The organism is Macrococcus epidermidis (assembly GCF_024205965.1).
GTDB classification, from domain to species: Bacteria; Bacillota; Bacilli; order Staphylococcales; family Staphylococcaceae; genus Macrococcoides; species Macrococcoides epidermidis.
Genome location: NZ_CP073819.1, coordinates 1,770,688 through 1,782,226 on the forward strand (window position 1 = coordinate 1,770,688; position 11,539 = coordinate 1,782,226).

At 33.1% G+C, this 11,539-nt stretch carries 12 protein-coding genes; 7 read left to right on the forward strand and 5 right to left on the reverse strand.

Annotated features, from left to right (window positions below; translation table 11 throughout):
• The first annotated feature begins 93 nt into the window (after positions 1-93).
• Positions 94-570, forward strand: a complete 477-nt coding sequence (locus tag KFV12_RS09350) for a GAF domain-containing protein (protein WP_111715471.1) — start codon at positions 94-96, stop codon at positions 568-570.
• 219 nt (positions 571-789) lie between these two features.
• Complete coding sequence (gene rpsD / locus KFV12_RS09355; RefSeq protein WP_096076146.1) at positions 790-1,392, forward strand: 30S ribosomal protein S4; 603 nt, start codon at positions 790-792, stop codon at positions 1,390-1,392.
• Positions 1,393-1,436: 44 nt separating this feature from the next.
• On the opposite strand, the gene KFV12_RS09360 is transcribed toward rpsD, so the two are convergent.
• Positions 1,437-2,318, reverse strand: a complete 882-nt coding sequence (locus KFV12_RS09360; RefSeq protein WP_254256637.1) for a glycerophosphodiester phosphodiesterase — start codon at positions 2,316-2,318, stop codon at positions 1,437-1,439.
• A gap of 294 nt (positions 2,319-2,612) precedes the next feature.
• Here KFV12_RS09360 and KFV12_RS09365 point away from each other — a divergent pair, with 294 nt between their 5' ends.
• Both KFV12_RS09365 and KFV12_RS09370 read left to right on the forward strand, forming a co-directional pair.
• Positions 2,613-3,071: an OsmC family protein gene (locus KFV12_RS09365; RefSeq protein WP_239242543.1), complete on the forward strand. Its 459-nt coding sequence runs from the start codon at positions 2,613-2,615 to the stop codon at positions 3,069-3,071.
• A 410-nt stretch (positions 3,072-3,481) separates the two neighbouring features.
• The gene (locus KFV12_RS09370; RefSeq protein ID WP_111715475.1) at positions 3,482-4,792 is read left to right on the forward strand and encodes a cation:dicarboxylate symporter family transporter; all 1,311 of its coding nucleotides are present in this window, start codon (positions 3,482-3,484) and stop codon (positions 4,790-4,792) included.
• A 31-nt stretch (positions 4,793-4,823) separates the two neighbouring features.
• On the opposite strand, the gene hutH is transcribed toward KFV12_RS09370, so the two are convergent.
• Both hutH and nagE read right to left on the reverse strand, forming a co-directional pair.
• Positions 4,824-6,329 (reverse strand): histidine ammonia-lyase, encoded by a 1,506-nt coding sequence (gene hutH / locus KFV12_RS09375; RefSeq protein ID WP_254256638.1) that lies wholly within the window; start codon positions 6,327-6,329, stop codon positions 4,824-4,826.
• 198 nt (positions 6,330-6,527) lie between these two features.
• A complete protein-coding gene (gene nagE, locus KFV12_RS09380) occupies positions 6,528-8,024 on the reverse strand; it encodes an N-acetylglucosamine-specific PTS transporter subunit IIBC (protein ID WP_254256639.1) in 1,497 nt (498 codons plus the stop codon).
• A gap of 208 nt (positions 8,025-8,232) precedes the next feature.
• Between nagE and KFV12_RS09385 the strand changes: the two genes are divergently transcribed.
• A complete protein-coding gene (locus KFV12_RS09385) occupies positions 8,233-8,439 on the forward strand; it encodes a hypothetical protein (protein ID WP_096076141.1) in 207 nt (68 codons plus the stop codon).
• Between the two features lie 17 nt (positions 8,440-8,456).
• Here the strand turns inward: KFV12_RS09385 and KFV12_RS09390 are convergent, their stop codons facing one another.
• Positions 8,457-8,876: a DUF1801 domain-containing protein gene (locus tag KFV12_RS09390; RefSeq protein WP_111715481.1), complete on the reverse strand. Its 420-nt coding sequence runs from the start codon at positions 8,874-8,876 to the stop codon at positions 8,457-8,459.
• A gap of 285 nt (positions 8,877-9,161) precedes the next feature.
• Here KFV12_RS09390 and KFV12_RS09395 point away from each other — a divergent pair, with 285 nt between their 5' ends.
• A complete protein-coding gene (locus KFV12_RS09395) occupies positions 9,162-9,389 on the forward strand; it encodes a hypothetical protein (protein ID WP_239242546.1) in 228 nt (75 codons plus the stop codon).
• Positions 9,390-9,392: 3 nt separating this feature from the next.
• Here the strand turns inward: KFV12_RS09395 and KFV12_RS09400 are convergent, their stop codons facing one another.
• A complete protein-coding gene (locus KFV12_RS09400; RefSeq protein ID WP_111715484.1) occupies positions 9,393-10,001 on the reverse strand; it encodes a lysophospholipid acyltransferase family protein in 609 nt (202 codons plus the stop codon).
• Positions 10,002-10,277: 276 nt separating this feature from the next.
• On the opposite strand from KFV12_RS09400, the gene KFV12_RS09405 reads away from it, so the two are divergent.
• The gene (locus KFV12_RS09405) at positions 10,278-11,534 is read left to right on the forward strand and encodes a S1C family serine protease (protein WP_254256640.1); all 1,257 of its coding nucleotides are present in this window, start codon (positions 10,278-10,280) and stop codon (positions 11,532-11,534) included.
• Positions 11,535-11,539 lie beyond the last annotated feature (5 nt).

An 11,539-nucleotide genomic window follows, 5' to 3' on the forward strand; every position in this document is an offset into this window, starting at 1 on the left:
TAGGTATTACAAAAACAATTAATTGTGAAAAGTTCTCAAATTCGTTACACTGATGAATACTAACAATAAGAATTTTAAAAATGGAGTGATAGTATGTTTGAAATTAGTCATATCAATAATTATAAAACGCTCAATCAAATGCTTGATGCTTTGCTTGAAGGAGAAGATGATATTGTAAGTCATCTGGCAAATGCGAGTGCACTGCTCAATGAATTTCTTACTGACGTAAACTGGGTTGGATTCTACACGATGAAAAATGGTCAATTACAACTTGGACCATTCCAGGGTAAACCAGCATGTGTAACAATCCCTGTCGGAAAAGGTGTTTGTGGTACTGCAGTGAGCGAACAAAAAACGATGCGTATCGAAGATGTCCATGCATTTCCTGGTCATATCGCATGTGATGCGGCAAGTCAATCTGAAATCGTTGTACCGATCATCATCAACGATAGTGTCTTTGGCGTGCTGGATATCGATGCGCCAATTAAAAATCGCTTTACTGCTGAAGATCAGGAAGGCTTAGAAAATTTCGTATCAATACTTGAGAAACACGTATCAAAATTAGTTTAATTCGTTATTGACAATACATATCAACATGTTATAATAACATCTATGTGAATAAACGAAGATAGCAGATAAATATTAAGGCGCTCTATAGTGTCCCCTATGTTGGCGTGTTGTGTAACTGAAGCTATAAGGCGAAGACACGGAATGACACCATATCGACTTAAGCATTTATCATATTTTTGTTTTTTACATAAAAAACAAAATAAGAGGAGGAGTCACATTATGGCTCGTTTTACAGGTTCAACTTGGAAAAAATCTCGTCGTTTAGGAATTTCTTTAAGCGGCACTGGTAAAGAATTAGAAAGACGCCCTTACGCACCAGGACAACACGGTCCTAACCAACGTAAAAAATTATCTGAGTATGGTTTACAATTACAAGAAAAACAAAAATTACGTTACATGTATGGAATCAACGAACGTCAATTCCGCACAATCTTTGACCGTGCTGGTAAAATGAAAGGTATTCACGGTGCTAACTTCATGGCACTTTTAGCATCTCGTTTAGATGCAGTAGTATACCAATTAGGTTTAGCACGTACACGTCGTCAAGCACGTCAATTAGTTAACCACGGTCACATCATGGTAGATGGCGCTCGCGTAGATATCCCATCATACCAATTAAAACCTGGTCAAGTGATTTCAGTTCGTGAAAAATCACAAAAATTAAACATCATCGTTGAGTCAGTTGAATTATCTAACCATGTTCCTGAATACTTAACTTTCGATGCAGAAAAATTAGAAGGTACTTTCGTACGCGTTCCAGAACGTAGCGAATTATCTGCTGAAATTAACGAACAATTAATCGTTGAGTACTACTCACGTTAATATTTTGTTCAATCAAAAACACCAATCTTTCGATTGGTGTTTTTTTAATATACAGAAACATTATTATTACTTTCAATTTCAGCTTGATTTCGAACAACAATCTCCTGATCATAAGATTTCATATAATCAGGATAGTCCGTAATGATTGCATCTACTCCCTGCTTTAACAGCGGTTCAATCAATGTTGCATCTCGGACAGTATAAGGTTTCACCTGTAAACCATAACGATGTGCACGTGATACAAGTTCATGAGAGACAATTTTAATAGAAGGATTATAAAAATCAGCAAAAGACTTAAACCATTGTAAATCTCGATCATGAACCCTAGGATTTTTAGCACTGATTAAGACGCCATGTTTAATATCAGGTAATAAAGACTTTGAAACTTTTACAGCATGGTGATTAAACGATTGTATCGCTAATCTATCAGATGCTTTATCCAGATTGAAACGCACAAGTGATTGTTTAATTTTATCCTCGATGCCAGGATAATATTCTGGTGTCTTTATCTCTATCAGAATACCAATCGACTCATTTTTAAAACGCTGTAAAATCTCATCAAATGTCGGTATTCTTTCACCTTTAAACTTTTGATCAAACTTTACACCAGCATCTAACTGCTTTATTTCCGCTAATGATTTATCCCATACAAAGCCAGAACCAGTAGTCGTTCTCTCTAATGTGTTATCATGAATTGCAACAAGATGACCATCATGTGTTAACTGTAAATCAATTTCGATACAATCTGCATTCATCTCGAGTGCCAGTTCATAGGCAGACATCGTGTTCTCAGGAGCATAACCACTTGCGCCACGATGTGCTACAGTTATAACATCTTTACTTGGTTGTGAAACTGAATGAACCACTTGTGGTACGAATAGCATAAAAATGATTATTGCTAAAAACAATCCAAAGGGCTTTTTCATTGTCACTCTCCTTCGTTAGGATATACCTATCATAACAAGAGGATATTAAGTCACCTTTAATAATCATTGAATTTTCGTTAAAAATGTTAAAGAGTTGTGTATCTTTCAAAATTCGCATAAAAAATTTAACGAAAAACAAAATCTAAATTTTTCGCTTAACTACATTTGAGTGATATTATTATCTTGTTTAAAGCTATAGCAATGTTTAATAACATTTCATTTAATGCTATAAATATTAATTTCAAGTAAATATTTTAAACAATACATCAATAACTTCAAAAGGAGATAAAAAATATGGTTAAACATACATTTAAATGCACTGCAAAATTTACCGGCGGATATAATGGTGTCGGTACAATAGAAAATAAACATTTAAAATCTCAAATCTCAATTCCAGAGGAAATGAATGGACCAGACATTGGTACAAATCCTGATGAAATGTTAATGTCAGCTGCAGTAACTTGCTTTACTATCACCTTAAGCTCATATTTTGAGAAGAATAATCTTCATATAGAAGTTGATCACGTAGACGCTACTGCTACAATTTCAGTGGATAAAGGGCTTCAAACATATGAAAGTATTTCATACAATGTTTATCTCAAGTCACTTGAAGATGATGTTCAGGAGGTAAATATTCCTAAATTAAAGAGAATCATTGATAAAGCTGAAAATAACTGTATGATTACAAAAGCTTTAAAAGGTAATGTAACAGTTACGATTGAAAGTATCCTACTAGATGACATTACTATATAATTTTAAAAGTCCACTAATACCTATTAATATTTTAGTATTAGTGGACTTTTCCTGTGTATTCAATAAATCATATAAATTCAATGTTATTTTAATATATTAACAAATTAATATAATGTCAAAAAATATTTATATCATTTTTTATATTTCCATTATAATAATAAAATATTTTCACCTTGACAATAAGATAATCTATGGTGTGATAACGTTTACAATTAAATTGATATTGAATAAAGATTAATCTATAAATAACATAAAAACTCAAACATATTAATATCTATAGTGTAAATCAATACAATATTATTATAACATAATAACTACAGAATTTTCAGACTACTACTTTAAAATTAAATTGACATCTTTAAGCTTTAGCAATAAAATAATCAAGTACGGAAGAAAAGAGGGATGGAAAAATGAGTTCAGTAACAGAGATAAAAAAACCAAAAAAGAAAAAATTTATAAGCTTACCTATGCAGATATTATTAGCATTAGTTCTTGGTGTTGTTGTAGGAGCCATGCTTAACGGAAAAACTGAGTATGTTAACTACTTTCAACCACTAGGTGATATTTTCTTACATTTAATTAAAATGATCGTAGTACCAATCGTATTTTGTTCACTTGTAATTTCGATTGCAGGAACTGGAGATATGAAAACTGTTGGTCGTTATGGCTGGAAAACGTTATTATACTTTGAAATTATTACAACAGTAGCAATCGGTTTAGGTATTATATTTGCTAACGTGTTTAAACCAGGTTCAGGTATCGACAAAAACCTATTACCTAAAGGGGACGTTACGAAATATACAACAAATGCTGAAGCAGCTGCCCAATCAACATATGGTAACCACATGATAGATACAATCGTTAATATTATCCCAACAAATATTATCGATTCAATGGCTCAAGGTCAATTATTACCGGTAATCTTCTTCTCAGTATTCTTTGGATTAGGGTTAGCAGCAATCGGTAAAAAAGGAGAACCTGTTAAAGCGTTCTTCGATGGATTCTTAGACGTTATCTTCTGGATGACAAATCAAATTATGAAATACGCACCAATTGGTGTATTTGCATTTATGGCAGTTACAATTATCAACTTAGGACTAGGTGCTTTAATTCCACTTGGTAAATTAGCATTAGTAGTAGCTGGATCAATGGTATTCTTCATCATCGTAGTACTTGGTGGTGTAGCAGCACTTTGTAAGATTAATATCTTCCATCTACTTGTTATCTTAAAAGAAGAATTAATCCTAGCTTTCTCTACTTCAAGTTCTGAAACAGTATTACCGAAGATTATGGAGAAAATGGAGAAATTCGGTGCACCGAAAGAAATCGTATCATTCGTTGTTCCTACAGGGTATACATTTAACTTAGATGGTTCAGCACTGTACCAATCAATCGCTGCACTGACTATTGCTCAAATGTATGGCGTACATTTATCAGTAACAGAACAGTTAGTATTATTAGTAACATTAATGTTAACATCTAAAGGTATGGCTGCTGTACCAGGAACATCAATTGTAGTATTAATTACAACACTTACTGCAATGAACATTCACCCAGAAGGTTTAGCATTAATTATCGGTATCGACCGTATATTAGATATGATGCGTACAGTTGTTAACGTTGTTGGTAACTCATTATCAACATTAGTTATCGCACGCTGGGAAGGTCGACTGGATTACGAGAAAGGCCGTAGATATTACGAAACATTTAAGAAGAAATAAAAACCACCAGTGGTGGTTTTTTTTATTCCCATTATTTCTCAATGTAAGCTTGTTGTCTTAAATAGTCAGACACTGTTTTAATATCTTTATGAAATGGTCTGTCTTCTATAATACTAGGAACAATCTGACGATATTCATCATATTTTGCTTTTGTTTTCTCAGATAATTTTTCTGCACCTTTGATTTCAGCTGCCTGCAATGCGATAATGCATTCAATTGCAATTACATTTCTCATATTCTCTAATATTTGATACCCATGACGAGAAGCAATTGTTCCCATTGACACATGATCTTCCTGGTTCGCACTTGATGGAATAGAATCTACACTTGCTGGATGAGCAAGCGTCTTATTTTCAGACACTAAACTAGCTGCTGCATATTGCATAATCATAGCACCACTTTGTAAACCTGGTTCCGGTGATAAAAATGCTGGTAGTCCACCATTTAACTGTGGATTGACTAGACGTTCGATTCTACGCTCCGATACATTCGCTAATTCACTTAACCCTATCTTCAAAAAGTCTAATGCAAAAGCGACTGGTTGACCGTGGAAATTCCCTCCTGAAATGACTAATGTTTCTTCACCCTGATCAAAAATAAGAGGATTATCATTAGCTGCGTTCATTTCTGCTTCTAATTTTTCTTTAACATACTCGAATACCTGGAAACTTGCACCGTGAATTTGAGGGATACATCTCAGTGAATAAGCATCCTGAACACGAACTTCACCTTGTCTCGTTGTTAATTGAGAACCCTCAAGCCAATCCAGCATACGTTTAGCAACACCTACTTGAGCATCATTATTACGCACAATATGAATATTTTCGTTATATGCATCTGTTATTCCATTTAATGATTGGTGTGTAAGTGAGGCGATCCATTCAGCCTGATATGCAATATCGATAGCTTCAATGTAATTGATGACACCTTGAGCAGTCATTGCCTGTGTACCATTAATTAATGCAAGTCCCTCTTTTTCCTGTAGTATTAAATGGTTTCTTCCTAAACGTTCAAGTACATCTTTACTATTTTCAACTTTGCCTTGATACTCAACATCACCTTCTCCGATTAAAGCCAATGCCAAGTGTGATAATGGCGCTAAATCTCCAGATGCTCCTAATGAACCTTGCCCAGGAATAACCGGGATAATTCGTTCGTTGATAAAGAATACCAATTGATCGACCAATGCTTCTGTTACCCCTGAGTGCCCTTTTAACATCGTATTAAGACGTAATATCATCATAACAAGTGATACGTTTGAATGAAACGGTTGCCCCACACCACAAGCATGTGAACGAATAAGATGTACTTGTAAATCATTGCATTTATCTTGATCAATTAACACATCACAAAATAATCCAAATCCAGTTGTGATACCATAGATTGTCTCTTTATTTTCTATGATTTTTTCTACAGTTTTTCTACTTCTTCTCACTCTGCTTAATGCATCATCAGAAATAGCCACAACATCTTTGTCGTTTAAGAATTTTCTAATAGCATCGATTGTTAAATTTTCACCTGTTAATAATAAAGTCATTTCCATTCCCCTTTTTAATTTTTCTAATTTTTCAGACAATATTATTATAGAATGAAAACGATTACAAAACAATGAAATATCCAAAAATTGTATTATGGTATTGTGTTATCACATTAAAGAATTAACAAAGTGAAGAAAGAGAAATAATTCAAAAATAAAAAAAACAGCCAAAAGGCTGCTTTTCAATTCATCATTTCTTTACTTTAAATATTCATCTACGACATCTGCTACTTGTTGAACATGTGTCCCGATGATAACTTGAGCATTCTTACGCCCAACCTTCATTACACCAGCAGCACCAGCACGTTTGATTAAATGCTCATCCACAATTGAATTATCTTTTAATTCAAAACGTAAGCGTGTCGCACAGTTTGTAACACTTTCAATATTCTCTTTACCACCTACACCTGAAATAACAGATTGTGCAAGCGTGTCGTACTTACCAGATTGATATTTGTTAACTGGTTCAGTTGAAGTACCATTGTTTTCAAAAGCATCATTTCGTTTTTGTTCGGCAACCATCTTTGCAATTTCTTCATCCGATTCACGACCAGGGGTTTTAATATCTAACCATTTAATTACCGCTCTAAAGATAATGTAATACAATACAAAGTAAATTATACCTAGTACTAATAACATTAAAGGTTGATTGGCATTAGGGTTTTTTAATGAAAGAATATAATCTATAAATCCTGCGCTGAAACCAAATCCAGCTGTCCAATGCATACTTGCTGCAATAAACATGGATAAACCAGTTAAAATTGCGTGTACTACGAATAATGCTGGTGCAATAAACATAAATACAAATTCAACTGGTTCAGTAACACCAGTTAAAAATGCTGCTACAGCACCTGCTAAAAAGATACCAGATACCGCCTTTTTACGTTCAGTTTTTGCTGAATGATACATCGCTAATGCTGCACCAGGAACCCCAAACATCATTACTGGGAAGAATCCTGCTTGATACATACCTGTAACACCTTTAATTGCATCTTTCGACTTGAATTTTGGAATGTCATTAATTCCTGCTACATCTGTCCAAAAAACTAAATTTAATGCATGATGGAGTCCTGTAGGGATTAATAAGCGATTAAAGAATCCATATAGCCCTGCTCCTACAGCACCGAGACCAGTCATCCATTTCCCAAATCCAATCAATATACCATATAAAGTTGGCCAAGCAAAAAGTAATATAACCGATAAAACCATTGCAAATACAGATACTAATATAGGAACCAAACGTCTACCGCTGAAAAATGCAAAGGCTGCTGGTAATTCAGTTTTATGGAATTTATTAAAAGTCCATGCTGATATTAAACCGATTAATATACCAACAAAAACATTATTAATTCTGTCAAAGCCAGGTGGCACTTCTTTTGGATCTACATGTAAAATATTCGAGACTGATGCAGGTTCAAGGACAGTATTTACTACTAAAAATCCTACTACTGCTGCTAATGCTACAGCTCCATCTCTTGATTTAGACATACCAAGAGCAACACCTATAGCAAATAAAATTGCTAAATTATCTAAAATAGCTGCACCAGATTTAATTAAGAATGCTGCGATTTGATTATCTGCACCCCAATTTACAGGATCTATCCAATAACCAATCCCCATTAGCAATGCCGCTGCTGGTAATACAGCTACAGGTAACATCAAACTTCTACCTAATCTTTGTAAGAAAGAATACATCTTCATACCTCCTATGAAATAAAATTTTTTATTGCACCTAATTTTATTATTTAAACAGGGCAAATACAATATATATTTTATTAATCATATATACATTTATTGTACACCCTCAAATATATATGCAATAATAATATATAGTGAAAAAAAGACTTTTAATTATATGGTTTATTCGCTATAATAAACTAATAACTAATTTAAGGGTGATTGAATGAAAGGTCTTCCATTTCTATTTAAAGGTAGATTAACTGCATATCAAATATCAACTGCTACAGATATTGATATTGAATTAATTGAATCACTGTTTACAGATGAACAGAAAATCGAATCTTTAGATGATGATACTTATACAAAGCTTAAAAATTTAGAGCGCAGTCTCTTTCCTACAGAAATTAAAAATAATGAAACAAGTGCATAACTTGATTCATTATTTTTTTATGTATTATCATACTGATTTTGAAGATATTTCATTGAATCCACGATAAGATGTTTTAATACTTTAACATCTATTTGTTCTATATCACTTATATACACACACGTCTTCCCTAGTGTATGTTTCCCCAACTCTTTTAAATAACGATCACGATTAATATTATCCTGAGCAAAGTACAAACTGATTTTACTTTTCTTCAGACCAAATGCAATGAGCGGTGCATCTCCTTCTATTTGATCGTTTAACTTATAATGATACTTTCCAAATCCTATAATATTAGGTCCCCACATCTTTCCGATAAATCCAGAGCTTTCTTCAAATATTTCCAATAATTTAATACAGTCTTTTCTACGTTTTTCATCTTCTATCGTTTCAATAAATTCTATTACAGAATCTTCTTTTTTCATCCTATGTATTGTCATGATGCACCCCCATGTTACTTTTAATAAATTATACTATATATTCTGAATATTTAATATATTGTTTTTTATTTTTATAATAATTTTACATACTATTTTTGGGTGATTTTTTGGAATATTTTTTGTGCTTTTAATAATTTTTTTTGGATTATCTATATAAAATGATTATTGCGATATTTTCATTTTAAATTGAAATAAAATTTATTATCCATTATGCGTTTAAAGCGGCAGTATACGGGAAATAGTATTATAACTTAAATATAAAAATTTGGAAGTGGGTGAAGACTTATGAGTATCATCGTACTAAAGACGTCTTATCCTTACTCATCTGATGAACAAACAGAATATAAATTAATTCAAAATGAAGTTGAGAAAGTATCATATATTAGTAAAATCAAAGAAAAAACACAGGCTATCGCTAGTAAAACAAACCAACCTCAAATCATTAAACTTGAATTTATTTACCCAGAGGAAAAAGAAACGTATCTCTACAAAACATTAAAACACGAAGCGTGATAATTACGCTTCGTGTTTTAATGTTGCTATTAATGTATTTGTTTTACTTTCTAATGTTTGTGTAATCTCTTCAATTGCTTCATTCTTCTTATATTGCGCAGTAAAGCTTTGACTATCTATCGGTTCGCCAAACATAATATAACATTTTTCTTTTCCAAATATTACATCCTTAAACTTTATCGGTCCTTCGTATGCTGCTGGTAATAGTTTAGATTTACTCATTACAGAAATAGTAGCTGCTCCTTTTTTCATCGGTGCATTATCTGCGCGTTGTCCACTTGGAAATATCCCAACAATCTTATGCTCTTTTATTAACTTTACTGGCGTCTTTATTGTAGATGGCCCCGGATTCGCTCTGTTTACTGGGAATGCATTTACAGATCTAAAGAACTTATCAAGTAATTTTCCTTTAAATAATTCCTGTTTCGCCATATAGTGCACTTCTCTTGGGTATAATGCCATTGCAAGTATAATAATTTCAACCATACTTCTATGATTACATGTAACGATAAACGCTTCATTTTTAGGGATATTTTCTTTACCTATTACTTTAACTTTACGTAATAGAATATTTGTTACAAGGTAAATAAGGGTTGCCAAAAATTTGTACATGTTATGAGCTCCTTGTTGTTTGATATAACATTTTTTATTCTTTTTTTTATTCTTTGTTTTTATTCTTTGTTTTTATTCTTTGAATTATATAATTGTTTTCGATTGTTTTTAAATATACTTCATAATTTAGCTCTATTTTATTTTAGCATAAATTAAATGCATATGAATATACTTAGCTGATTTGTCGATTTCGTGAACTTAAGGCTTAATATATGAAATTTTCAGATAGAAGTGGTATCTTATTTTATTATCTCAATTAATTTAGGGGGAAATTTAATGGACAGATATAATCAACATGATAATGAAGAAAGAATAATACATAATAATGAATCATATGATGCTAATGAATCCGTACAATATGTTCGTAATGATGAGGCACGTACACATAGAAAGCATAATGGACCTGGCTTTTTTAAATTATTATTAGCTGCAGTCCTCGGTTCAGGTCTGACTCTTGGTGCAACCCACCTTCCTGATATAGTATCTCCAGGAACAACTTCTAATCCAAATGCTACACCGATCCAGGTGGACCAGAAAACTTCCGGTAATAATACAGAACTTGCTGATATGTTAGAACAAGTTTCACCTGCAGTTGTTGGTGTCATCAATATGCAGCAGGCAAATAGCAGCATCTTTGATATTTTACGTGGAGATAGTGGTAGTAGTGAAGAGACACCTGCAGGTACTGGATCAGGTGTTATCTATCAGACGACTGATAATGAAGCATATATCGTGACCAATAACCACGTTGTAGAAGGTGCGAAAGATTTAAAGGTACGTTTATCTACAGGTGAAACAGTAGATGGCACTTTAATAGGCACTGATGCTTTAACTGATATTGCGGTATTGAAAATCTCTGGTCAATATAATATTAAGCCGATTCCTTTTGCAGATTCTTCTAAAATTCGTATTGGCGACACTGTTTATGCAATCGGAAATCCGTTAGGTGTTGAATTATCAGGTAGTGTTACTGAAGGTATTATTAGTGCGAAAGAAAGAACGATGAAAGTCGATACTTCTGCTGGAGAATCGTCAGTAAAAGCAATTCAGACTGATGCAGCAATCAATCCTGGTAACTCAGGTGGAGCGTTAATTAATAATCAAGGGCAGTTAATTGGTATTAATACCTTGAAGATTTCAGCAGACACTGTCGAAGGATTAGGGTTTGCAATTCCTTCAAACGATACGAAAGTCATCATAGATCAACTTGTAAAAGATGGTAAAGTGGTTCGCCCATTCATGGGTCTTGCATTGGTCAGTATTGAAAATGTTCCTGCTAATTATCTAGAGGAAATGAAAGTATCGGCTAACACGGGAGCACTTGTTGCAAGCACTGATGAAAAAGCCGGAAAAGTATTTAAAGAAGGCGATGTCATTACTCAAATTGAAGGACAGGATGTTAAAACTGATGGTGACGTTCGCAACTATATATACAAGAACAAAAAAGCTGGAGATAAAGTAAAGTTTACAATTATCCGTGACGGTAATGATAAAGAAGTTGAATTAACATTAAGAAGTACCGAAGATAAATAGAAAAA

Coding starts and splice junctions, on each gene's coding strand:
- KFV12_RS09350 (WP_111715471.1), top strand. CDS start 94: ATGTTTGAAATTAGTCATATCAATAATTATAAAACGCTCAATCAAATG.
- rpsD (WP_096076146.1), top strand. CDS start 790: ATGGCTCGTTTTACAGGTTCAACTTGGAAAAAATCTCGTCGTTTAGGA.
- KFV12_RS09360 (WP_254256637.1), bottom strand. CDS start 2,318: ATGAAAAAGCCCTTTGGATTGTTTTTAGCAATAATCATTTTTATGCTA.
- KFV12_RS09365 (WP_239242543.1), top strand. CDS start 2,613: ATGGTTAAACATACATTTAAATGCACTGCAAAATTTACCGGCGGATAT.
- KFV12_RS09370 (WP_111715475.1), top strand. CDS start 3,482: ATGAGTTCAGTAACAGAGATAAAAAAACCAAAAAAGAAAAAATTTATA.
- hutH (WP_254256638.1), bottom strand. CDS start 6,329: ATGACTTTATTATTAACAGGTGAAAATTTAACAATCGATGCTATTAGA.
- nagE (WP_254256639.1), bottom strand. CDS start 8,024: ATGTATTCTTTCTTACAAAGATTAGGTAGAAGTTTGATGTTACCTGTA.
- KFV12_RS09385 (WP_096076141.1), top strand. CDS start 8,233: ATGAAAGGTCTTCCATTTCTATTTAAAGGTAGATTAACTGCATATCAA.
- KFV12_RS09390 (WP_111715481.1), bottom strand. CDS start 8,876: ATGACAATACATAGGATGAAAAAAGAAGATTCTGTAATAGAATTTATT.
- KFV12_RS09395 (WP_239242546.1), top strand. CDS start 9,162: ATGAGTATCATCGTACTAAAGACGTCTTATCCTTACTCATCTGATGAA.
- KFV12_RS09400 (WP_111715484.1), bottom strand. CDS start 10,001: ATGTACAAATTTTTGGCAACCCTTATTTACCTTGTAACAAATATTCTA.
- KFV12_RS09405 (WP_254256640.1), top strand. CDS start 10,278: ATGGACAGATATAATCAACATGATAATGAAGAAAGAATAATACATAAT.